The 22,176-nt window shown below is 74.1% G+C and carries 16 protein-coding genes; 7 read left to right on the top strand and 9 right to left on the bottom strand.

The genetic code is table 11. The features are described from left to right. Positions 1 to 16: 16 nt before the first annotated feature. Positions 17 to 331, bottom strand: coding sequence for a hypothetical protein (locus tag ACIGXJ_RS04895; protein ID WP_399641649.1), 315 nt, complete (start codon positions 329 to 331; stop codon positions 17 to 19). Between the two features lie 6 nt (positions 332 to 337). Here ACIGXJ_RS04895 and ACIGXJ_RS04890 point away from each other — a divergent pair, with 6 nt between their 5' ends. The 3 genes from ACIGXJ_RS04890 (at position 338) to ACIGXJ_RS04880 (ending at position 4,636) form a co-directional block, all read left to right on the top strand. Further along, positions 338 to 2,140 carry a GTPase gene (locus ACIGXJ_RS04890; RefSeq protein ID WP_399641647.1) on the top strand — a complete coding sequence of 601 codons (1,803 nt, stop codon included), beginning with the start codon at positions 338 to 340 and terminating at the stop codon, positions 2,138 to 2,140. Positions 2,141 to 2,388: 248 nt separating this feature from the next. Then, complete coding sequence (locus ACIGXJ_RS04885) at positions 2,389 to 2,895, top strand: single-stranded DNA-binding protein (protein ID WP_399641646.1); 507 nt, start codon at positions 2,389 to 2,391, stop codon at positions 2,893 to 2,895. A 316-nt stretch (positions 2,896 to 3,211) separates the two neighbouring features. After that, positions 3,212 to 4,636 (top strand): Cys-Gln thioester bond-forming surface protein, encoded by a 1,425-nt coding sequence (locus ACIGXJ_RS04880; protein WP_399641644.1) that lies wholly within the window; start codon positions 3,212 to 3,214, stop codon positions 4,634 to 4,636. Between the two features lie 235 nt (positions 4,637 to 4,871). On the opposite strand, the gene ACIGXJ_RS04875 is transcribed toward ACIGXJ_RS04880, so the two are convergent. Further along, on the bottom strand, positions 4,872 to 5,630 hold the full coding sequence (locus ACIGXJ_RS04875) for a DUF6928 family protein (RefSeq protein ID WP_399641642.1): 759 nt from the start codon (positions 5,628 to 5,630) through the stop codon (positions 4,872 to 4,874). A gap of 282 nt (positions 5,631 to 5,912) precedes the next feature. On the opposite strand from ACIGXJ_RS04875, the gene ettA reads away from it, so the two are divergent. The 3 genes from ettA to ACIGXJ_RS04860 are packed head-to-tail and all read left to right on the top strand — an operon-like array spanning position 5,913 to position 8,669. Next, positions 5,913 to 7,577 (top strand): energy-dependent translational throttle protein EttA, encoded by a 1,665-nt coding sequence (gene ettA / locus ACIGXJ_RS04870; RefSeq protein WP_399641641.1) that lies wholly within the window; start codon positions 5,913 to 5,915, stop codon positions 7,575 to 7,577. A 4-nt stretch (positions 7,578 to 7,581) separates the two neighbouring features. After that, on the top strand, positions 7,582 to 8,007 hold the full coding sequence (locus tag ACIGXJ_RS04865) for an acyl-CoA thioesterase (protein ID WP_399641639.1): 426 nt from the start codon (positions 7,582 to 7,584) through the stop codon (positions 8,005 to 8,007). After that, positions 8,004 to 8,669 carry a hypothetical protein gene (locus ACIGXJ_RS04860; protein ID WP_399641637.1) on the top strand — a complete coding sequence of 222 codons (666 nt, stop codon included), beginning with the start codon at positions 8,004 to 8,006 and terminating at the stop codon, positions 8,667 to 8,669. The genes ACIGXJ_RS04865 and ACIGXJ_RS04860 overlap by 4 nt, the downstream gene beginning before the upstream one ends. 9 nt (positions 8,670 to 8,678) lie before the next feature. On the opposite strand, the gene ACIGXJ_RS04855 is transcribed toward ACIGXJ_RS04860, so the two are convergent. The 4 genes from ACIGXJ_RS04855 to ACIGXJ_RS04840 form a co-directional block, all read right to left on the bottom strand. After that, positions 8,679 to 9,635 (bottom strand): ABC transporter ATP-binding protein, encoded by a 957-nt coding sequence (locus ACIGXJ_RS04855; RefSeq protein ID WP_399641635.1) that lies wholly within the window; start codon positions 9,633 to 9,635, stop codon positions 8,679 to 8,681. A 320-nt stretch (positions 9,636 to 9,955) separates the two neighbouring features. Further along, entirely contained in the window at positions 9,956 to 12,685 is a 2,730-nt protein-coding gene (locus ACIGXJ_RS04850) for an FtsX-like permease family protein (RefSeq protein WP_399641633.1), read from the bottom strand. 2 nt (positions 12,686 to 12,687) lie between these two features. Further along, positions 12,688 to 15,972, bottom strand: a complete 3,285-nt coding sequence (locus ACIGXJ_RS04845; protein ID WP_399641632.1) for an FtsX-like permease family protein — start codon at positions 15,970 to 15,972, stop codon at positions 12,688 to 12,690. A 188-nt stretch (positions 15,973 to 16,160) separates the two neighbouring features. Then, complete coding sequence (locus ACIGXJ_RS04840) at positions 16,161 to 16,574, bottom strand: globin (protein ID WP_399641630.1); 414 nt, start codon at positions 16,572 to 16,574, stop codon at positions 16,161 to 16,163. Between the two features lie 107 nt (positions 16,575 to 16,681). Here ACIGXJ_RS04840 and ACIGXJ_RS04835 point away from each other — a divergent pair, with 107 nt between their 5' ends. Continuing rightward, positions 16,682 to 17,668: a methyltransferase domain-containing protein gene (locus tag ACIGXJ_RS04835; protein WP_399641628.1), complete on the top strand. Its 987-nt coding sequence runs from the start codon at positions 16,682 to 16,684 to the stop codon at positions 17,666 to 17,668. An 80-nt stretch (positions 17,669 to 17,748) separates the two neighbouring features. Here the strand turns inward: ACIGXJ_RS04835 and ACIGXJ_RS04830 are convergent, their stop codons facing one another. From ACIGXJ_RS04830 to ACIGXJ_RS04820, 3 genes are all read right to left on the bottom strand, one after another. Further along, positions 17,749 to 19,239 (bottom strand): FHA domain-containing protein, encoded by a 1,491-nt coding sequence (locus tag ACIGXJ_RS04830; protein ID WP_399641626.1) that lies wholly within the window; start codon positions 19,237 to 19,239, stop codon positions 17,749 to 17,751. A gap of 56 nt (positions 19,240 to 19,295) precedes the next feature. Further along, positions 19,296 to 20,642, bottom strand: a complete 1,347-nt coding sequence (locus ACIGXJ_RS04825) for a VWA domain-containing protein (RefSeq protein ID WP_399641624.1) — start codon at positions 20,640 to 20,642, stop codon at positions 19,296 to 19,298. A 115-nt stretch (positions 20,643 to 20,757) separates the two neighbouring features. After that, entirely contained in the window at positions 20,758 to 22,173 is a 1,416-nt protein-coding gene (locus tag ACIGXJ_RS04820; protein ID WP_399641622.1) for a PP2C family serine/threonine-protein phosphatase, read from the bottom strand. Between the last annotated feature and the right edge of the window lie 3 nt (positions 22,174 to 22,176).

Below are 22,176 nucleotides of genomic sequence, written 5' to 3'. Positions count from 1 at the left end.
CCACCACACGGACCGCTCAGATCACATGGATCACACCCATCACACCCATCACACCCATCACACAGATCGCATCGATCGCATCGATCACACCGAGCATCCAGAGGCCGCAGAGGACATGGATCGTCGCGACCTCAGGGGAGAGGCCGGGGACACCGGGAGTTCGGAGATCGCTGGGGAGAGCGATGTGAGTGACGTCAGTGACTCTGGTGACGGTGGCGAGAGCGGCGGGGCCGTTTGCGGTGCGGCCGAGCCTGTCGCCGAGCCCGAGGAGTCCGGCCCCGAGCCCGGACCGGCCGACCCTGCCCCTCAGAAGGTCTCCGACAGCGGGCACACGCGTGTGGCCGAGGGGAAGGGGCGCAGCCGTGCCGACACCGGTGGTGCCTCACGTCGTACCGACCACGGCACCTCACGTCGTACCGGCGACGACGCCTCGCGGAGCGAGTCCGGGGCCGGGGACGTCTGGGACGACGGGCTCATCGCACGGCGGGTGAACGAGGGCGAGCAGGTGCCGGCGTCGGTCGTGGAGGTCCGGGCGTCCGTGGCGCAGAGCTCCGCGCCGCTGGCGTACGACGGGGCGCTGCGGGCGCGGCTGGACGCGTTGCGGGAGCTGGTGGGGCTGTCCAGGACCCGGCTGGACAGCCGGACGCTCTCGGACGCGGGCCGGGTCCTCGACGAGGCGGCCGCGCGGCGCAGGCTGTCGGGGCAGCACACGGTCGTCGCCATCGCGGGCGCCACCGGAAGCGGCAAGTCGCAGTTGTTCAACTCGCTCGCCGGGGTGACCATCTCGGAGACGGGCGTGCGTCGGCCGACCACCGCCTCGCCCATCGCGTGCAGTTGGAGCGACGGGGCGGCCCCGCTGATCGACCGGTTGGGCATTCCGGGACGGCTGCGCCGCCGGCCGGTGCAGAGCCCGGAGGCGGAGGCGCAGCTCCGCGGGCTGGTGCTGGTCGACCTGCCCGACCTGGACTCGGCGGCCGTACAGCACCGCGAGCAGGCCGAGCGGGTGCTCGCGCTGGTCGACGCGATCATCTGGGTGCTGGACCCGGAGAAGTACGCCGACGCCGTGCTGCACGAGCGCTATCTGCGGCCGATGGCCGGGCACGCGGAGGTCATGTTCGTCGTCCTCAACCAGGTCGACCGGCTGCCCGGCGAGGCCACCGAGCAGGTCCTCGACGATCTGCGCAGGCTGCTGGACGAGGACGGGATCGCCCTCGGCGAGTACGACGAACCGGGCGCCCATGTGCTCGCCCTGAGCGCGCTCACCGGGGAGGGCGTCGGTGAGCTGCGCGAATGCCTGGGGCGGTTCGTCGCCGAGCGCGGGGCGCCGGCCCGGCGTATCTCGGCGGACCTGGACGCGGCGGCGGCCGGGCTGCGGCCGGTGTACGCGACGGGGCGGCGGGCCGGGCTCAGTGAGGAGGCGCGCGACGAGTTCGCCGCCCGGCTCGCGGACGCCGTCGGCGCCACCGCGGCGGGCGAGGCCGCCGAGCGCGCGTGGCTGCGCAACGCCAACCGGGCGTGCGGGACGCCGTGGCTGCGGCTGTGGCGGTGGTTCCAGGACCGGCGCGAACCTCCCACCGGCCGGATGGTGTTGCGTACCCAGGCCGACGAGGAGGCCACCGCGCGGCAGCGCGTGGAGACGGCGGTGAGGATCGTGGCCGACCGGGCCGCGGCCGGGCTGCCCGCGGCCTGGGCGCAGGCGGTGCGCGAGGCGGCCGCTCGTGGTGCCCATGGGCTGCCCGAGGCGCTGGACCAACTGGCCGCCCGGGCCGGGCTGCCGCCGGGGCGTCCGCCGCGGCCGGGGTGGTGGCCGGTGGCGGTGCTGGTGCAGGCCTCGATGACGTTGCTGCAGGTGGTCGGTGGCCTGTGGCTGGTGGGGCAGATCGTCGGAGTCATGGCGCCCAATCTGGGCGTGCCGGTGCTGTTGATGGTGCTCGGTATCGTCGGTGGGCCGCTGGTGGAGTGGAGCTGCCGGATGGCCGCCCGGGGGCCGGCCCGGCGGTACGGGCAGGAGGCCGAACGCCGGCTGCGGGAGGCGGCCGCGGGGTGCGGGCGGGCGCGGGTGCTGGATCCGGTGGCGGCGGAGCTGCTGCGGTACCGGGAGGTCCGGGAGCAGTACGGGCGGGTGGTGGGGGTGGGCTGAGAGCCGTTCCGCAGTGGGCTCCGAGAGGCGTCTCAGGAGTGATCACTTGCGGGTGACCTGTGGGTGATCTCGTGAGGCGGGGCCGGTGTTCACTCGGGCGGGTGGCGGGGTTTTCCACAGGTGGGGACGGAGTCCACAGGGCTCGGTGGGGGTGGTGCGGTGCGGGGCAGTCTGGCTCGCAGCCGTACGGGACTGGCCCGTACGCGAGTCCGCTCGGCCCCGGGGGCCGGGCGCGGGAGGGGTTCGCGATGAACGAGACGATGATCTGCGTGGTGGGCCGGGTGGCGACCCAGCCGGTGTACCGGGAACTGGCGTCGGGGCCGTCGGCGCGGTTCCGGCTGGCGGTGACCGCCCGGTACCGGGACCGCGAGAAGGAGGTGTGGACGGACGGGCACACCAACTTCTTCACGGTGTGGGCCGCTCGCCAGCTCGCCACCAACGCGTCGGCGTCGCTGGGTGTCGGCGACCCCGTCGTCGTCCAGGGTCGGCTGAAGGTGCGTCAGGACGTGCGCGACGGGCAGAACTGGACGTCCGCCGACATCGACGCGGTGGCGATCGGCCACGACCTGGCGCGGGGGACGTCGGCCTTCCGGCGGGGCGGTGGAACCAAGGCGGAAGCGGGGGAGGCGGGGCCGACGGGGCCGACGGGGGTGGCGCAGCAGCAGCCCGAACCCAACTGGGAGACACCCGTGGAGGATTCGCCCAAGGGTGAGAAGGAGAAGCAACTGCGCGCCGAGGCAGTTGCGGTGACGTGACGTCAGTCGGCCGGGGGTGGTCAGCGGCTGATCGATCCACCGATGATCCACCGATGATCCATGGATCATCCATGGATCATCGGTGGATGCACTGTGGACGAACAGGTGGATTTGTCGATAAGCCCAGCTCGGAGGCTCGTTCCGGCGATAACGATTGCGAGTCGGATCACCGGTCCGACTATCTGACGGAGAAGAGGGCTCCGCAGCCTCCCTAGGATGCGGGACATAGCTCTTGGGGCTTCTGATGCCGCTGGTGGGAGCCGGGTCGGGTCCTCCGGTGCCGCTCAACTGGTCCTGCTCGAAGGGGAATCGCGTGATGTCTTCGCTCTCCGCGCCGGCCACGGTGACCGTGCGCAGGCGGGGTGCGGTGCGCCGCCTGGCCGCCGCGACGCTGGTGTCCGGACTCTTCGCCGCCGGGGTGCTGGCGGGCGCGGGTGCGGCCGCCGCCGAGGACGCGGCGACTCGGGGACAGGGCGGGGCGATCGCCACCATGGACGGCCTGGAGACGTACGGCACGGCCGTGATCCACGGCGAGGACGGCGACCAGGAGGTCCCGGCGGGCCTGTTCGAGATGTCCGTCGAGGGCGGCGGCGCCCTGCGGACGTACTGCGTCGACCTGTACAACCCGACCCAGCGGGAGGCCAAGTACCACGAGACGTCCTGGAGCGGGACCTCGCTGGGGGCCAACAAGGACGCCGGGCGGATCCGCTGGATCGTGCAGAACTCCTACCCGCAGGTCAACGACCTCGCCGCGCTGGCCCGGCGGGCGGGCATCGGCGGAGGACTGACCGAGCAGGACGCGGCGGCCGGCACGCAGGTGGCGATCTGGCGCTGGTCCGACGACGCCGACGTGCGGGCCCTCGACCCGCAGGCCGAGCGCCTCGCCGACTATCTGGAGAAGAGGGCCCGCTCGCTGCCGGAGCCGCGTGCCTCGCTGACCCTGGACCCGCCCGCGGTGTCCGGGAAGCCGGGGGAGCTGCTCGGCCCGGTGACCGTGCACACCAACGCGCAGGGCGTGACGCTGACGCCGCCCGTGGACGCGATGGCCAGCGGGGTGCGGATCGTCGGCAAGGACGGCAAGGACGTCACCTCCGCGCGGGACGGCAGCCGCATCTTCTTCGAGGTCCCCGCGGACGCCCTGGCCGGCTCGGCCGAGCTGACCGTGCAGGCCTCCACCACGGTGCCGGTCGGGCGTGCCTTCGCCGCCGAGAGCCGCAGCCAGACGCAGATCCTGGCCGGCTCCAGCGAGTCGACCGTGTCCGCCACGGCGAGCGCGACCTGGGCGGAGACCGGGGCGATACCGGCCCTGTCGGCGCGGGAGAACTGCGCCGAGGGCGGGGTGGACATCACCGCGGCCAACTCCGGTGACGAGCCGTTCACCTTCGAGCTCATGGGCGTCGAGCACACCATCCCGGCGGGCGCGTCCCGCACGGTCACGGTCCCGCTCCAGGAGGACCAGGCCTACGACTTCACCATCGAGGGCCCCGGCGGCCTCACGAAGCGCTTCACCGGCGTCCTCGACTGCCACACCCAGGGCGACACGACCTCCGACGACCGCACCCAGCTGATGACGGAGCCCAGCCCGGCCACGGTCGGCGGCACCCCTGCCGACGTCAACCTCGCCGAGACGGGCGGCACGGACCTCACGCCGGTCATCGGGGGCACGGCCATCGGGCTGGTGGTGATCGGGGGCGCCGCGCTGGTGCTGCTGCGGGACCGGCGGCCGGAGCCGGGGGACTGAGCGCCCTGCGGGGTGGGGCGGCCGGGTCGTCTCCGGGTGCTGGGCCTCGGGGCGCCGATGTGCCGGGGCGGACGGCCTATGCCCCTGGGCCACCGGCGCCCCGGGCACCTCGCTCCGGCGGAGAGGCCGTACGCCACCCGCGCCCGGCTCGGTTCATCGCGGCCCACGGGCCGGTGGTCGCCGGTGGTCTCCTCCTTCGGGATCCACAGTCAGCTGACGGAAGACCCTGAGCGGCTCAGAGGCCGGGCCGCTCGATCAATGAGCCGTCAGGGCCCAGGGAATAGAAACGCGGCGGCTCCATGGCCTCCACGGCACTGCGCAGCTTCGCTTCTTCCTGGAAAGGGGCAGGCCCCTGCCGATCCCGCACCTGAAATCCGAACAGCTCGACGGCGTCCGCGTCGACGTCATCCGGCTCGGGACGACCCTCCTGGACGAAGCCGCAGAGTGCCCGCAGGGCGTCTTCGCCCAGGTCCAGGGGATGGAAGGGGAGAGGGTACGGCTCCTCTTCCTCGCCGGGCCAGGGAATGATGTCGGCCGGGCGGTCTCCGGCCCAGTAGGGAAGTTCGAAGGGGAGCGGTTCGCCGATGTTCTCGATGATGCCGCTGTCGGGGGAAAGGCTCAGGGAGCGGGCCAGGCGTCCGTCCTCCCACACGGCGAACGCGAGCCAGTCGACGACGCTGTGCATGGCGTGGAGGACGAGCCGTCGGCCGGCGCTCGCCGCCACCAGGTGTTCCGGAAGCTCGGAGGGGGCGTCGATCATCACCCCTTGATCGCCGATTACCTCGACGCCCGGCCAGCTGGCCGCGTACACCGTCCCTTTCGGGGGGTACACGCCGTCCCCGAGATTCGAGCCCCCGCACTGCTCGATCTCGCAGACCGGATAGAGGCGCCGCATCGTCGCGAGCGTGCGATCAAGGTCCGCCGTCCCCACTTGACGCAGCAACCCCGGTACGTCCCCGTCGGCATACACCAGCAGTCCCGTCTTGGCTCCCATGGCCCCTCCCCAGAGCGTCCCCCTCGATGGCGAACGCACCATAGCCGCAGGTACTGACAACGGCCGGGCTCGGCCAGGGGTCCGGCTGGGCCGTCCTAGGGCCGTCCGACGCCCCCGAGGGCACCCAAGAGCGACCGACAGTGATAGGTGGCCCACAGGCAGCAAGTGCGAAAGCCCAGGTCACAGCCCCCTGGTCATACGTATTTCCCCCCAGGGGTAGCCGTCCGGCAAGATGGGGTGTATCTGCCCACTGCCTGATTTCAAGCTGCCGGACGGTTTCTCTTGGCTGAGTTCATTTACACCATGCGCAAGGCGCGCAAAGCGCACGGCGACAAGGTGATCCTCGATGACGTCACCCTGAACTTCCTCCCCGGGGCGAAGATCGGCGTCGTCGGCCCGAACGGTGCCGGTAAGTCGACCGTTCTGAAGATCATGGCGGGGCTGGAGCAGCCGTCGAACGGTGACGCCTTCATCACGCCCGGTTACAGCGTCGGCATCCTGATGCAGGAGCCGAAGCTCGACGAGAGCAAGACCGTGCTGGAGAACGTCCAGGACGGCGTCGCCGAGATCAAGGGCAAGCTCGACCGGTTCAACGAGATCGCCGAGCTGATGGCGACCGACTACTCGGACGCGCTGCTCGACGAGATGGGCAAGCTGCAGGAGGAGCTCGACCACGCCAACGCGTGGGACCTCGACGCCCAGCTGGAGCAGGCCATGGACGCACTGGGCTGCCCGCCCGGCGACTGGCCCGTCGTGAACCTCTCCGGTGGTGAGAAGCGGCGTGTGGCGCTGTGCAAGCTGCTGCTCGAGGCCCCCGACCTGCTGCTCCTCGACGAGCCCACCAACCACCTCGACGCCGAGTCCGTGAACTGGCTGGAGCAGCACCTCGCCAAGTACGCGGGCACCGTCGTGGCCATCACCCACGACCGGTACTTCCTCGACAACGTCGCCGAGTGGATCCTCGAGCTCGACCGCGGGCGTGCGTACCCGTACGAGGGCAACTACTCCACCTACCTGGAGACCAAGCAGACCCGTCTGAAGGTCGAGGGGCAGAAGGACGCCAAGCGGGCCAAGCGGCTGAAGGAGGAGCTCGAATGGGTTCGCTCCAACGCCAAGGGCCGGCAGGCGAAGTCGAAGGCCCGTCTCGCCCGCTACGAGGAGATGGCCGCCGAGGCCGAGAAGATGCGGAAGCTGGACTTCGAGGAGATCCAGATCCCGCCGGGCCCGCGTCTGGGCAGCATCGTCGTCGAGGTCAACAACCTCAGCAAGGCCTTCGGCGAGAAGGTCCTCATCGACGACCTCTCCTTCACGCTGCCGCGCAACGGCATCGTCGGTGTCATCGGCCCCAACGGCGCCGGCAAGACCACCCTGTTCAAGATGATCCAGGGGCTCGAGACGCCCGACTCCGGTTCGATCAAGGTCGGCGAGACCGTCAAGATCTCCTACGTCGACCAGAGCCGCGAGAACATCGACCCGAAGAAGACGCTGTGGGCCGTCGTCTCCGACGAGCTCGACTACATCAACGTCGGCCAGGTCGAGATGCCTTCGCGCGCCTACGTCTCCGCGTTCGGCTTCAAGGGCCCCGACCAGCAGAAGCCGGCCGGTGTCCTGTCCGGCGGTGAGCGCAACCGGCTGAACCTCGCCCTCACCCTCAAGCAGGGCGGCAACCTGCTGCTCCTCGACGAGCCGACCAACGACCTCGACGTCGAGACCCTGTCCAGCCTCGAGAACGCGCTGCTCGACTTCCCCGGCTGCGCCGTGGTCGTCTCCCACGACCGGTGGTTCCTGGACCGGGTCGCCACGCACATCCTCGCCTACGAGGGTGACTCCAAGTGGTTCTGGTTCGAGGGCAACTTCGAGTCGTACGAGAAGAACAAGATCGAGCGGCTCGGCCCGGACGCGGCGCGTCCGCACCGTGCCACCTACAAGAAGCTGACCCGGGGCTGATCTCGTGCGCCACCTCTACCGCTGCCCGCTGCGCTGGGCGGACATGGACGCGTACGGCCACGTCAACAACGTGGTGTTCCTGCGCTACCTGGAGGAAGCCCGTATCGACTTCCTCTTCCGCCCGGACAAGGACTTCCAGCAGGGGTCCGTGGTGGCGCGCCACGAGATCGACTACAAACGGCAGCTCGTCCACCGGCACACGCCCGTGGACATCGAGCTGTGGGTCACCGAGATCCGTGCCGCGTCCTTCACCCTCTCCTACGAGGTGAAGGACGGCGACGTCGTCTACGTGCGCGCCTCGACGGTCATCGTGCCCTTCGACTTCGAGGCGCAGCGGCCCCGCCGGATCACCGAGGAGGAGCGCGAGTTCCTCCTGGAGTACACGGACGACGACCCGGCCGAGTCCGAGGAGGAGGCCGTCGCCGCATGACGGTGCTCCAGCTGGCCGACGACGGGGAGGCCGCGGACCTCGCGGCCTTCCTCTCCCGGCTGCTCCACTACGACCGCGCGGCCGCGGTGCGGTTGCAGGCCGCCGGGACCGCGCTGGCCGTCTTCGGGCGGCCGCCGTCCTTCGAGGTGCTCGCCGTGCGCGCGGTGCGGCTCGCCAAGCCGTACGAGGACGGGCTCGACGTGACCCTCGACGTCACCGTCTCCGCCGGTGAACTGCTGGACGCCGTCGACGAGTCGGCCGCCACCGTCTCGGTTCCGGCCGCGGTGACCGGGCCCCCCTGGGCCGGGGTGCTTCCGCCCCGTGGCGGGTGGGAGGCCGTGGGCGGGCTGCCGGCCGTGGACTCGCTGCGCGGCATGGTCGCCTCCGTCGTCGCCGAATTCCGCTCCCGTACGGAGGAGTTGGCGCCCGAGCTGCGTACACGCGCCGAACTCGACCGGATCGGGCGGGACATCTGGTCGCGGACCGTCGCCGACACCGGGCTGCCGGTGCGGGCCGTGCACGCCGCGCAGGCCCTGGGGTTCCTGCGCGGGGACGACCCCGTGCTCCTCTCCTGCGGCGCCTGGCTTCGGCTGCGCACCGCCTTCGGGTCCGTCGCCGTACGCCGGGCCGGTGTCGGGGCGCTGGGGATCAGCGTCCGCTGACCGCGGGCCTCAGGACACGTCGTCGTCCGGCCACACCCCGATGTGGTCCTCCTCCAGTTCCAGCGCCACCCTGTCGCGCATCCCCAGTGCCTTCGTGTACTCCGCCGGCAGCTGGAGGCGGCCCGCCCGGTCGAGCATGGCGTACTCGCGGGCCACGACCGTCTCGTGGCCGGTCTCCTCGTCGATGCGGCTGCGCCGGAGCACCTCGGTGGAGGTCCGGCCGTCGCGGATGGCGACGGTCCGGCGGACCTCGCCGGCTACGGCCTGGTCGTGGGTGACGATGACGACGGTCGTGCCGAGCTGCTCGTTCGCGGTGCGGAAGGCGCTGAAGACCTGCTCGGCCGTGTGGGTGTCGAGTTCGCCGGTGGGTTCGTCGGCGAGCAGCACCGCCGGGTCGCCGGCCAGGGCCACCGCGATCGCGCAGCGCTGCTGCTGGCCCCCGGACATCTGGTGCGGGCGCCGGTCCCGGCAGTCGGCGATCTGGAGCATGTCCAGGAGCGCCAGGGCCCGTTCGGCCTGGGCGCGGCGGCGCCGGTGGGCCCCGGACAGCCGCATGGGCAGCATGACGTTCTGTACGGCGGTCAGATATGGCAGCAGGTTGCGGGAGGTCTGCTGCCAGACGAAGCCGACGACCTCGCGGCGGTAGGCGAGACGGTTCTTGGCCGACATGGTCAGCAGATCGCGGCCCGCGACCCTCGCGGCGCCCGCGGTGGGGGTGTCCAGGCCGGCGAGGATGTTCATCAGCGTGGACTTGCCGCTGCCGGACGCGCCGACCAGCGCCATCAGCTCGCCCTCACGGACCAGCAGGTCCAGGCCCTGCAGCGCCTGCACCTCCACGCCGTCGGCGGTGAAGACGCGGACCAGCCGGTCGCAGGTGATCAGCGCGTCGTGGCCGTAGGCGGGCGTGGAGCGGGCCGCCTTGGCGCGCTCGGCCAGGTCGGCGAGCGTCGGATTCGTCGTCGTCATCGTGGCTCTCCTCCACAGCGGCTTCGTACCGTCATCGCGCGCATGCCGTGCCCGGTTCGGTCGCCGGTGATGATTGCGTGTGCCGCGTACTCGGTTCGGTCGACGGTCACCGCGTGTGCCGCGTGCCCGGTTCGGTCGACGGTGATCGCGCCTGCCGTGCCCGGTTCGGTTGCCGGTCATCGTGCGTGTCCCGTGCCCGGTTCGGTTGCCGGTCATCGTGCGTGTCCCGTGCCCGGTTCGGTCGCCGGTGATCGCGCGTGTCCCGTGCCCGGTTCGGTCGCCGGTCATCGTGCGCCTGCCGTGCCCGGTTCGGTCGCCGTTCATCGCGCGTCCCCCGCCCTCAGCTCCGTCACCGACCCGCGTCGGCCCGTCCACCAGGCCTGCAGTGCGGCCACGCCCACGGTGACGAGCAGCACCGCGGCCGCCGGCACGGCGAGGGACAGCGCGTCCGTGCGCAGCTCGGCGGGCACCGGTGACGAGGTCGCCGACGGCAGCGCGAGGACGGTCAGGTCGACGCCCGGGGCGAGCAGGCGGATGGTGGCCCAGCCGGTGAGGACTCCGCCCAGTGCGGCGAGGCCCGCCTGGGGGAGGGACTCCAGGACCAGCAGGCGTCGGCCCTGGGCGCGGGTGAGGCCCATGGTGCGCAGGCGGGCCAGCAGGGCGCGGTGTTCGGGCGCGTTACGCAGCAGGGACAGCAGCAGGGTGAGGACGGCGTAGCCGGCGCCGGCCGTGACCGCGGCGGCGTAGACGCGCTCGGCGCCGGACTGCAGGGGCGAGTCGACGTAGCGGGTGCGCTCCTCGGCGCGCAGCTGGACGTCCGCGCGGGGTTCCGCCGCCTCGCGCAGCGCGGTCGCGTCGATGCCGCCACCGGTCACCAGCAGCACGGTCGGGCGGGCCGCCTCACGGCTCAGCCCCGCGCGGTCCACGATCAGGAAGTCGGTGCCGGACAGGGCGGGGGTGAGGTCCCGTACGACGGTGATACGGACCGTGATGAACGTGCCGTCCTGCATCCGGATCTCGAAGGGCGCGGTGCCGTAGTTCTGGGCGGCGGCCGGGGAGGCCAGGGCCGGGAGGGGCGCGCCCTTGGAATCCGGTCGCCGCAACTGCCGTACGTCGAAGGCGCCGAGGCCCGTGCGCTCGGCGAGGGCCGCGTACGCCGCGGGGTCGACGCCCGCCACCGGCAGGGTCTGCCGGCGGCCGCCCGGCCGGGCCTGGTAGGCGATGCTCGCCTCGGTCACGCCGCTCACGCCGGGCGTACGGCGGACCCGGTCGGGCAGTGCGGCGGGCAGGCCCCCGACGGCCTCGACGCGGGCGTCGGCGCCCACGGCGAGCAGCGCGGCGGCGTCCCGGGTCTCGCGCACGCCGGCCAGGACGGAGCCGCCGAACGCGGCGGTGGTCAGGGCGGTCGACAGGGCGAGCAGCGGCAGGACCGCCGAGGTGGAGCCGCGGCCCGCGCGGGCCAGTGACAGATGGCCGACCGCGCCCCGCAGCCGGGCGGCCGGACGGGCCAGACCCCGCAGCGGCAGCGGGTAGAGGCGTACCAGCAGCAGGGCGGCGATGGCCGCGACCAGCACGGGCGCGGCGGACATCAGGGCGTCGCCGTCGGCCGTGCCGCGCCGGCGCAGTGTCTCCACGGCGCCCGCCGCCAGCACCAGCAGGGTGAGCTCGGCGACCGTACGGCGCAGGGAGGGCCGTACGGCGGTGATGTCGGTGCGGGCGCTGTGCACGCCGACGGTGCGGTGGTCGGCGGCGGCGCGCAGCGGCAGGGCGAGGGCGGCGACGGCGGTGACCGCCAGGGCGGTGAGCGCGGCCGGGCCGAGCCGGGCGCCCGGCAGCGTGAGCACGGCGGCGGTGAGGCCGGCGGCGGCCGCGGGCAGCGCCACGGTGGCCGTCTCGCCGAGCAGCCGGACGGTCAGTCCCGGCAGGGAGGCGCCGCGGGCGCGGAGCAGGGCGAGTTCGGCGCGGCGGCGGTCGGCGGCGAGGCCGCCCGCCATCAGCAGCACGACCAGCGCGACCGTGCCCGCGCCGAACGCGGCGACGGCGGTCAACGGGGCGATGCGGTCGGCGAGTCGACCGTAGGAGCCGAGGACGTCGTCGAGGTCGGTGACGGCCTCCGTGCGCTCGTCGGTGTACAGGCGGGCGTCGCGCAGGGCCGGGCCGCTCTCGACGGAGGCCACGGCGGACTTCAGGCGGTCCAGGTCGTAGCCGTGCAGGCCGCGCGGGTCGGGGGCCAGGTTCCAGTAGCGGACCGGGGCCCCGACGGTGCCGAGGAGCACCGGGCCGGCCTCGGGCGGGAGCAGCAGCGCGCCGAGCCAGTAGGCCCTGCGGTCCGGGTCGCCGGGGACGTACACCAGGGCGGGGGTGCGCAGGAGCTGCGTGGTCGACCAGTAGGCGCCGGACGGATCGCGCGGGGTGACGATGCCGGTGATCCGCACGGCTAGGGAGCCGCGCACCAGCCCGGGGACGTGGACGACCGAACCGACCTCGATGTGCAGGCTCTCCGCGGTCTCCGCGGTCACCGCGGCCTCGACCTCGGCGGCCGTGCGGGTCACCGATCCGGCGGCGGCGTGCGGCAGCCGGCCCTCGGCGAGCCGGGAGTGGCCGGCCAGGCCGTTCTGGGCGGCGAGCGTGACCCGCGCGGGCAGCCCGTGCGGGCGGGCGAGGAAGGCGTCCGGGACCTCCATGGCGGCTTCGGTGCGCACACCGTACGACGACTGGGCGGGGTCGACGGCGAGCGGGGCGGGAACGCTGTCCACGACGCCGGAGTACTCGGCGGCGAGCCGGGCCGGACGCATGGACTTCTCCTGCTGCTCCGGCTCCAGGTCCGGGCCGGGCTGCGGCGCGTACAGCTGCAGGGTCGTGCGGTCGGGGCGGGCGTCCGCGACCGCCCGGCGCAGGCCCGCGTCCTGGTAGCGGTCCAGGGCGCGCGGGAACGCGGCCGCCAGACAGGCGGTCAGCGCCACCAGCACGGCCAGCGCCACTGCGGCACCGGGCGCGGCCCGCAGCCGGGTGCGCACCCAGGGCGCGTGCACGGACCTCTTCGACGGCATTCTCACTCACCCCCCTGCCGCAGCGCCGTCGCCGGATCCGCCCGGCGCAGCGCGAGTACGGCCGTCACCAGCAGCGGGGTGACGACCACCGCCGCGAGCAGGAGCGCCACCCGGCCGGGCGGCAGCTCCACCCGCAGCTCCGGTACCGGGCGGGTGGCCTGCGCGGTCAGCACGATCAGCGGGATCACCGCCCGGGCCAGTACGGCGCCCAGGGCCGCGCCCGCCAGCAGCGCTAGGCCGACGAGGACGCCCTGTTCGGCGGCGATCGCACGGGCCAGTCTGCGGCGGCTCGCGCCGAGCGCGCGCAGCACGGCGAACTCGGCGTCCCGCTCGCGCAGCGACCCGGCCGCGCTCACCGCGAAGCCCACCGCGGCCAGGGCCGCCGCGACGATCGCCGCCGCGGCGAAGGCGGCGCCGGGGCCCGCGCCGAAGGGGTCGTCGCGCAGTTCGGCGGCGATCTCGTCGCGCACCAGCACCTGCGCCGGGTCCAGGTCGGGCCGGGCCCGCAGCGCGGCCGCCGTCTCGCGGGGGCTGTCGGAGGTGAGCCACCACTCGGTGGGGACGATGCCGCTGTCCAGCTCGGCGAGCGCCTGGTCGACCGAGCGCAGGTCGACGAGGATCGCGGCGCCGTCGTGGTCGTCGGGTGTGGTGGGCAGGGCCCGGACGGCGGCCACGATCCTCACCGGGAGGGTCTCGCCGCCGAAGGTGAGGTCGACCTCGTCGCCGGTGCGGGCGCCGGTGGCGGTGAGGTAGCCGTCGGTGGCGACCGCGGTCAGGTCGGGTGTCCCCGGCTGGGCGACGGCCAGCCGGACGGTCAGCGTGTAGGGCAGGACGAACTCCTCGGCGGGCGTGTGCCCGGTGCCGTACTCGACGGTGAAGGGCCGCTCGGACGTCACGTCCGGCTGGGTCGGGACGGTGAGGGAGTCCGGGAAGGGGTCCTCCTCGTCGGTGGAGGTCGTCGCCGTCCAGGACGACGGCGGCTCCACCGGCCGTACGGTGCCGTCGGCGGACTCCGCGGTGATCCCCCGCAGGGTGACGCGGTGCTGCTCGCTGACGCCCATGGGCTGCGGCATGGCGAGTTCCAGGCCGGTGAGCCGCACCCCGGCGGGCACGGCGGGCAGGTCGACGGGGACGGTGTGGCGGCGGCCGTCGCAGGGCAGGGCTGCCGACGCGGGGAGCTGGTAGGGGATGCCGTGGCCGTCCACCAGGGCGACCGTGACGTCGGCCCGGGTACCGGAGTCGGGGCGGGCGGCGAGGCTCAGGGCCAGCCGCAGCCGGGTGGTGCCCGCGGGCACCGTGGGGCCGGCCGGTTCGTGTTCCGGGCCGAGCCCGGACAGCAGCGGGCGTACCGGCTCCGGCGCGAGGTCCGGCCGCAGCAGCATCGCGTCCGCGGCCTGCGCGGTGTCCAGCGCGAGCACGGTCGCCGAGCGGTTGCCGGACAGGGTCTGGGTCTGGCGGACGGCCGGGGCCACGCCGGTGACGTGCGGGGCGCCGGCGTAGGCGTCGGTGCGGCCGAGCTCGGCGTCCCCGGCGGCCAGCACCCGGATCGGCGCACCCGCCCGGAAGTCGGCCTGGTCGTCCTGCGAGCGCTCCCAGGAGGCGCCCTGGCCGATGGCCATCATGCCGAGCGCGATGGCCAGCACCAGCAGCAGCACCGGGCCCGCGCCGCGCATCGGGCGGCGGCTCAGCTGCCAGCCGGCCAGCGCCGCGGCGACGCCCCGGCCGCCGGCCGCGCGGCGTTCGGCGAGCCGGGCCAGCGGCGGCAGCAGACGCAGCGTCAGTACGGTCCCGGCGAGCAGCGCGAGAGCGGGCGCGGCCACCAGCAGCGGATCGACGCCGAGGGTGCCGGAGGAGTCGTCGGTGACCGCGCCGGAGTCCTGCTGGTCGAGCTGCCAGTACGCGACGGCGGCCACCACCAGCAGGGCCAGGTCCGCGCCCGCGCGCAGCGGGGCGGGCAGCGCACGGGCCCGGCCCGCCCGGAAGCCCTGCGCGGTCAGCGCGGGCAGCGTCACCGCGAGGGCGCACCCGAGGGCCGTGCCGCCCGCGACCAGCCAGACGTCCGGGTCACCGCGGCCGGGGCCGTCCAGGCGCAGCCCGATCCGGGCCAGCGCCCCCTGCCCGGCGAGCAGCCCGGTCAGCGGCCCGGCCAGCAGCGGCGCCGCGACGACCGCGGGCACGGCCAGCAGCAGCGCCTCCAGCGCGGCGTGCCCGGCGACCCGGGCGCGGGAGGCGCCGCGAGCCCGCAGCAGCCGGGTCTCGCCCGCGCGTTCGCTGCTCAGCAGCCGCGCCACCAGCAGCAGTGCGTACAGGGCGAGCAGCACCAGCAGCAGGGAGACGATCAGGAGGGTGGAGCGGGAGACCAGCCGGGAACGCTCGACGCGGTCCAGGACCACGGGCAGGTCGGTGGTGGCGGCCGTGGCGCCGCTCAGCGCGGGCTCCTCGCGCAGGGCGGCGCTGTGGGTGAGGGCCGCCTCGCGCAGGGCGGCGATCCGGTCGGCGGTGATCGTGGAGAAGTCCGCCGAGGCCAGCCAGCCGGAGGGCCCCTCGCTCACCCGGCCGTCCGTCACGGTGGCGAGGGTGGCCAGCAGGGGTCCGTACGTCGTGAAGCCGCCCTGCTTGACGCCGCGCCCGCCGAGGTCGTCCAGCTCCCAGTACGGGTCCGTCGCCTTCGCCGGCCGGTAGACGCCGGTGACGCGCACGCGTACGTCCGGGCCGTCGAGCCGGTCGGTGAGGGTGAGCAGGTCGCCCGGCCTCAGCCGCAGCCGCTCGGCGGCGCTCTGCGGGGCGGCCACCTCGATGGGGGCGCCGCCGGCCGCCTCGCTCGTGCCGCTGCCGGCCGTCCTGGCCGTGCCTCCGCCGACCGGTCGTGGCAGCCGCCCCGACACCAGCCGCACCTGCGCCGCGTCCAGCGCGGCGAAGTACGTCAGATCCGGCTCCTCGCCCTCGGCCGTGCCCGGCAGCCCGTAGGAGCCGGAGCGGGTCAGGGTGCGCACGGTCACCGGGAAGCCGCCGAAGGCACGGCGCGCACCGTCGCGTACGGCGGTGTCGGCGGCGGCGCGGTCCTCGCGCGGGACGTCCGCCTTGACGATCAGGGCGGTGTCGGAGGCGTTGCGCGGATCGCGCAGCGCCTGCCGCAGGGCGGCGTCGCCGATCGCGCCCGAGTAGGCGGTGAGGGTCGCCAGGACGGCGGTGGTCAGCAGGACGGTCAGCAGCGCGGCGGCCAGCAGCAGCCGGTGCGCGCGTGCGCGCAGCAGCACGAAACCCGCAGCCCCCGTGAACCCCGTCACCCGGCCCCCCCGCCGTCGCGTCGCCGCCGTGCCCGGACTTTCGGGCGATGCTGTCAGAGGGCGGCGGCGCGGGTAAGCGCTTGTGGATCAGGCTTGACCGGATTGTGACCGGAATTCGGCACTCCAGGACCGGAATTCGGAATTCAGGTCGGCCGGTCGGCCGGTCAGAGGGCCAGCGGGTCGGCCGGTCAGTCCGCCGTGTTGACCATCGACGCCGCCGCGTACTCCAGGTAGTTCCACAGCGTCCGCTCGTGCTCCTCGGACAGGCCCAGCTCGTCCACGGCCGCCCGCATGTGCTTCAGCCACGCGTCGTGCGCCGCGCGGTCGACGGTGAAGGGGGCGTGGCGCATGCGCAGCCTGGGGTGACCGCGGTTCTCGCTGTACGTCGTGGGGCCGCCCCAGTACTGCATGAGGAACAGCGCCAGGCGCTCCTCGGCCGGACCCAGGTCCTCCTCCGGGTACATCGGCCGCAGCAGCGGGTCCTCGGCGACTCCCTCGTAGAAACGGTGGACCAGGCGGCGGAAGGTCTCCTCACCGCCGACCTGCTCGTAGAAGGTCTGCTCCTGAAGCGTGCCGCGCCTAATCTCTGTCACGCCCCCCATGGTCTCAGACGGGGGGACCGAGGACTCAAGGCTTAGGACCGGCCTTCCGTGCTCCCGGCGGACCTGCGGTGCTCGCCCCCGGACGGGATGCGCAGGACAGTGGAGCCATGGGCACTGCCGACCCGAGCCTGGAGGACCTCGCCGCCGTCGCACGGGCGGACCTGGTGCGGGAGATCGACGCGAGCGGGGCCTTCGCCGCCGACCCGGTGTGGCGGGAGGTGTTCCTCGCCGTACCGCGCCATCTGTTCGTGCCGTTCTACTACGTCGCCGGCGCCGGCGGTTACGAGCGCCGCTGGAGCGAGCATCCCGACCCGGCGGCACGCGCCCGCTGGCTGCGCGGGGCGTACGCCGACGAGCCGCTGGCCACCCGGCTGCGCGACGGGGAGCTGATGTCCTCCAGCAGTCAGCCCTCGCTCATGGCGGAGATGCTCGCCGCGCTCGGCGTACGCGACGGCCACCGCGTCCTGGAGATCGGGGCCGGCACCGGCTACAACGCCGCGCTGCTGGCCCACCGCCTCGGGGACGACGAACTCGTCACGACCGTCGACCTCGACCCGGAGATCACCGAGTCCGCCCGCCGGCACCTCGACGCGGCGGGCCACCACCCGGTCGTCGTCACCGGTGACGGGGCGCGCGGCGTCCCCGAGCGCGCCCCCTTCGACCGGATCATCGCCACCTGCGCCCTGCCGAGCATTCCCCCGGCGTGGCTGGAGCAGTGCCGGCCCGGCGGCCGCGTACTGACCCCGCTCGCGACAGGGCTGGTGCTGCTGGAGGTGACCGACGCCACATATGCGGAGGGAGGCTTCTTGGACACCCCCGCCTACTTCGTGCCGCTACGGGGCACCCCTCGGCCCGCGAGGGACCAGGCTTCCCTCGCCGGGGTGCCGCGTGCCGGCAGGGACGACGACCTGTTCCGCTTCCTGCTGGCCCTGACCAGGGGGGCCCTCGACCCGCAGGAGGCGTATGCCCTCTGGGAGAGGGAGGGCCGGCCGGGGAGGCGGCGCTACGGCATCACGGTGTCCGGCGGACACGCCTGGGCGTGGCTGGACGAGCCGACGGGGCCTTATGGCTGGCCCCTGCCGAAGACCCCCTGAAAGGGGCCGCGGGGAACTGCCCGGCGAACGACGAAGGCGCCGCAGTCGCTCACCGATGTGAACGACCACGGCGCCGAAGCTCACCCGCGGCGAACGGTGATCGTGGTCCAGGCCCCCACATGAACCCGGTCGCCGTCCTGCAACGGCACCGGGACGAAGGGCTGGATCGGCTCCTCGGAGCCGTTCACGGTCGTGCCGTTCGTCGAGTTCTGGTCGACGACGGCCCAGCCGCCGTCCGGCTGCTGCACCAGCACCGCGTGCTGATGCGAGACACCCGGGTCCTCCGGCGGCACCGACAGATCGATGTCCGGCGTCTCGCCGGTGGAGTGCCGGCGACGGCCGATGGTGATCTGGTTGCCGGTCAGCGTGCGCTGCTGCTCCGGCGAGTACGCGGGCAGGTTCAGCCCCGCGGCCTCGGGACCGGAGCGCTGCATCATCGCCATGAAGTACTCGCGGTCCGGCCCGATCGTCGCCGTCCAGGTCGCCGGTCGCGCCGGCGCGGGCGGGGCGGCCTGGGCCTGGCCGGGCTGCGGGTAGCCGTAACCGCCCGGGGCGCCGGGGCCACCCGGACCGCCGGGACCGCCGGGACCTCCCTGGCCACCGGGCCCGGTGGAGGACGGCGGCGGGAGCAGCCAGTCGTCGTCACCGCCGGAGGCCGGACCCTGCGGACGGCCGTTCTCCTGCGGGAACGCGGGCGCGGGCGGCGGACCGGGCCGGTGGAAGGCCTGCGGGGCACCGGGTCCGGCACCGGGGCCACCGGGACCCGCACCGGGACCGCCGGGACCGCCGGGACCCGCACCGGGACCGCCGGGTCCACCCGGGGCACCGGGGAACGCGGGACCCGAGCCGGGCCCACCCGGAGCACCGGGACCGCCGGGTCCACCCGGACCACCGTGACCGCCGGGCCCACCCGGACCACCGGGGAACGCGGCACCCGAGCCAGGACCACCACCGGGTCCACCGGGACCGCCAGGGCCTGCTCCCGGACCACCCGGACCACCCGGCCCCCCGGGACCAGCCGAGAAGGCCGGACCCGACCCCGGACCGCCGGGCATGCCCGGCGCACCCGGCGTCGGCCCCGGCGGGGGCGGGACCGGGCGGGACGGGTCGGTGCCGAAGGGCGGGCCGGGCGGGAGCGGCTCGGCGGGGCGGTTCACCTGGGAGGGACGCGAGCTCTGGTAGTCGAAGGAGTCGGTACCGCCGCCGTACGACGGCCCCGCGGGCGGCCGCTGGAAGGGCGCGCCCGGCCCACCGGCCGGCGGGCGAGGCGCGGCGGGCGTGTACGAGGTGGCCGTGTTGGTGAGGAAGTTCCACCGGCACTCCTCGCAGAACGGCGCACCGCCCTCACGGGGCGTACGGCACTGCGGGCACAGCTCCGGCTCGCGATTCGGGGCCGCGCCCGGGTGCGGGGCCGGCCCGCCGCCGGGGCCGCCCGGCGGCGGGAAGCCGTAGCCGCTGGTCGGCGGGGGCGGCGGAGGGGGCGGGGGCGGTACGGCACCGGCCATGCGGTGACCGCAGACCTCGCACCAGTCGTCGGAACCCGACTGGTGTCCGTTCGGGCAGGTCGGCATGTCGGCGCGTCCCCCTCTCCTTCGGTGCCCTGCAAGGGTCGTACGGCGTTGCTTCGTTACTTCTTTACACGAACGGTTTTGGTGGACCGGGTCTCGAGGGTCATCTCGTCGGCCTCCGCGACCTTCGCCTTCAGTCGCACAGTACCTGTCGCCGCGTCGACCACGTCCACCACCTTCGCAAGCAGTTTCGCAGTATCGCCGTTCCCGGAGGCGCTCGCGAGCTGAACGGCACGGCCCAGTTTGGCCGTTGCTCCATCGAAATCGCCCGCTTTGCGCGCATCCAGGCCCTGTTGGATGACCTGGGCCAGTTCGGCCTGGCCGGTGTAGTGGGCGACCTGGGGGTTGATCGACGTGGAGGCGGCCATGTCGTCGGTCCACACGGCCCGTACGAGGCCCTGGGCGCCCAGGTTCTGCACGCTGCCGTCGGGTTGCGGGATCACCAGGGACACCCGGGCGGCCAGCATCTCCTGGCCGACGCCGGCGGCCGGGACCTCGACACACACGTGGTAGTCGCGGGACTCGTCGCCCCAGGACCCCGTCGGGTAGTCCCCGGCGCGCGGCCCCGCCTCGGTGCGGCGGTCGGTCAACGCGACGACGGTGGGCGCGACTTGCTTGACGAACTTGATGGTCGTGCCGACCGGCGTCCACAGCCGGAGGGCGACGTCCGCGACCTCCTTGCCCATCGCCGTCTCCATCATCCGCGTGAAGTCGGCGGCGAGGCCCGCCGGGTCGGCGACGATGTCGGCGGTGCCGAGCAGGGCCGAGGCGATCCCTGTGACTTCTTTCACTTCCCAGTCGGTGCCCACGCCGCGCGCGTCACAGGTGAAACGCCCGGCGCAGGCGTCCAGCGCGGCGCGCAGATCCTCAGGTGACTCGTGTTCGTTGCGGCCGTCGGTGAGCAGGATGCCGTGCCGGATGGCGACGTCCGCGGAGGACAGCAGCCGGTCGGCGAGCCGCAGCCAGGTGCCGATGGCGGTGCCGCCGCCCGCGTTCAGCTTGCGCAGCGCCTCCTTGGCCTGCGCGCGCGTGGTGGCGTCGGCGACCGCGAGGGCCCCGCCGCCCGGGTAGATCTGCTTGGCGACATGGGTGCCGCCGATCACCGCGAAGCGCGTGCCGTCGCGCAGGGTGTCGATCGCGGCGGCCGTGGCGTCACGGGCGTTGCGCATCTTGGTCGGCGGGTAGTCCATCGAGCCCGAGCAGTCGACCATCAGCGCCACCGCGGCGGACGGGCCGTGGCCGGGCGTGTAGACGTGGGGCGCGGTCCCCGCGGTGCCGACGGTGCCGCCGCCGGTCGCGGTGACGGTGACGATCGCGTTGACCTCGCGGCCGCCCTCCGGCAGGTACTCGTTCTGGTACACGTCCACCGAGAACTGCGGCACGTTCGACTTCGAGAAATTGGCCATGCCTGGTGAATCCCCCTCGACGGTCCCGCCGCGGCGGGGCCGATGACTGTGGACGGGCCGGTCCCCTCCGGCCCGCCGCTGCTTCCCCGTTGTGCGTGGTATCGCGTGCGGCCTCTCAGGCCGATCCTGCCCCCTGAGGCGGTGCCGGGAACGGCACGACCGCCACTGTTACGTTGTCGTGGCCCCCGCCGTCCAGGGCGTGGCCGACCAGAACGCGCGCGCTGTGCAGCGGACGTACGGCCGCGTCCAGGGGGACGGCGTCGGCCATCTCCTCGGCCGCCTCCGCGTAGTTCCACAGGCCGTCGGTGCAGACGATCACCACACCGGGCCGGTCCGGTTTGAACGACGCGGTGTGCGGCTCCAGTTCGTACGCGTCGGCGCCCAGCCAGCCGGTGATCGCGTGGGCGCGCTCGTCGGCGTACGCCTCGGCCTCGCTCATCAGGCCCGCGGCGACCATCTGCGCGGCCCAGGAGTCGTCCTCGGTGAGCCGGGCGGCGGGCGCGGAGCGGTCCAGCGGCACCCAGTAGGCGCGGCTGTCGCCGACCCAGCCGACGACCAGCAGCCCGGCGGTGACGACCGCGCCGACCAGGGTGCAGGCCGGGGCGTTCTGGTGCGGGGCGTGCTCGCCCGCCGCCTCCGGCTCCTCCGCGAGGGAGTTGACGGCGTGCGAAGCCGCGACGATCGCCTCGTGCATCGCGGTCTGCGGGTGGGCGCCGCGCGGCAGCGCCGCCAGCAGGGAGTCGCTCGCCGCCCTGGACGCGGCGAGGGAGGCCTCGTCGGGACGGGTCGCGGAGGACACGCCGTCGCAGACGACGGCCAGCACGGCCGGAGTGCCGTCGGGCAGCGCGGTGGCGGCCACGGCGAACGCGTCCTCGTTGCGGTGGTGGCGCAGACCGCGGTCGCTGACGGCCGCGACCGGGCCGCACTCCTGCTCCATGTGGTCGCGCTCGCGCGGCTGGGCGTGCCCGCAGTTCTCGCAGTACCCGTCGCCGTCCACACTGCCCGCCCGGCAGGCCACGCACAGCGTCGGCTCCTCGCCCAGCGCGCCGAGCTCCGCGACGCGCGGGTCGGGCGCCTGCAGCGGGTACTCGTCCGGCTCGGTGGCCGGGTGATCGAACCGTACGTCCGTGACGGGCGCGGTGGCCGCTGCGGCAGCCGGTGTGGCAGCCGGGGGCGGCGGGACGACCGGCGCGGCGGCGGGCGGCGCCGGGACGGCCGGGGCCGCCGCGGGGGCCGGTGGCACGGCGGTGGCCGCGTGCAGGGGGCCACCGCCGGAGTCCGTGCCCCGGAGATCCGTCGGCAGGTGCACCGGCGCCGGGATGTCGGCGGAGTCCGGCTCGGCGGCACCCGGCCAGGGCGCGCCGGCGGCCGGCGCGGAGCCGTTCATGGCCAGCGTCGGCTGATCGCCGGGCCGTTCGGGCACGGCGGACAGGTCGTATCCGCACGCACCGCAGAAACGGTCACCCGACTCCAGCGGCTCCGCACAGCTCGGACACCTCGACAACGAGGCCTGCTGGGGCATCTGCGACATCAA

This window comes from Streptomyces sp. NPDC053367 (genome assembly GCF_044545925.1).
Classification (GTDB): domain Bacteria; phylum Actinomycetota; class Actinomycetes; order Streptomycetales; family Streptomycetaceae; genus Streptomyces.
The sequence above is the reverse complement of the archived record's forward strand: the minus strand, read 5'-3'. Positions and strand labels throughout refer to the sequence as shown.

What these genes read in the sequence shown, in the direction of transcription:
- ACIGXJ_RS04830 (WP_399641626.1), bottom strand. Translation starts at nt 19,239, where the DNA reads ATGCCGACCTGCCCGAACGGACACCAGTCGGGTTCCGACGACTGGTGC.
- ACIGXJ_RS04860 (WP_399641637.1), top strand. Translation starts at nt 8,004, where the DNA reads ATGACGGTGCTCCAGCTGGCCGACGACGGGGAGGCCGCGGACCTCGCG.
- ACIGXJ_RS04855 (WP_399641635.1), bottom strand. Translation starts at nt 9,635, where the DNA reads ATGACGACGACGAATCCGACGCTCGCCGACCTGGCCGAGCGCGCCAAG.
- ACIGXJ_RS04840 (WP_399641630.1), bottom strand. Translation starts at nt 16,574, where the DNA reads ATGGGGGGCGTGACAGAGATTAGGCGCGGCACGCTTCAGGAGCAGACC.
- ACIGXJ_RS04835 (WP_399641628.1), top strand. Translation starts at nt 16,682, where the DNA reads ATGGGCACTGCCGACCCGAGCCTGGAGGACCTCGCCGCCGTCGCACGG.
- ACIGXJ_RS04885 (WP_399641646.1), top strand. Translation starts at nt 2,389, where the DNA reads ATGAACGAGACGATGATCTGCGTGGTGGGCCGGGTGGCGACCCAGCCG.
- ACIGXJ_RS04825 (WP_399641624.1), bottom strand. Translation starts at nt 20,642, where the DNA reads ATGGCCAATTTCTCGAAGTCGAACGTGCCGCAGTTCTCGGTGGACGTG.
- ACIGXJ_RS04875 (WP_399641642.1), bottom strand. Translation starts at nt 5,630, where the DNA reads ATGGGAGCCAAGACGGGACTGCTGGTGTATGCCGACGGGGACGTACCG.
- ACIGXJ_RS04820 (WP_399641622.1), bottom strand. Translation starts at nt 22,173, where the DNA reads ATGTCGCAGATGCCCCAGCAGGCCTCGTTGTCGAGGTGTCCGAGCTGT.
- ACIGXJ_RS04850 (WP_399641633.1), bottom strand. Translation starts at nt 12,685, where the DNA reads ATGCCGTCGAAGAGGTCCGTGCACGCGCCCTGGGTGCGCACCCGGCTG.
- ACIGXJ_RS04880 (WP_399641644.1), top strand. Translation starts at nt 3,212, where the DNA reads ATGTCTTCGCTCTCCGCGCCGGCCACGGTGACCGTGCGCAGGCGGGGT.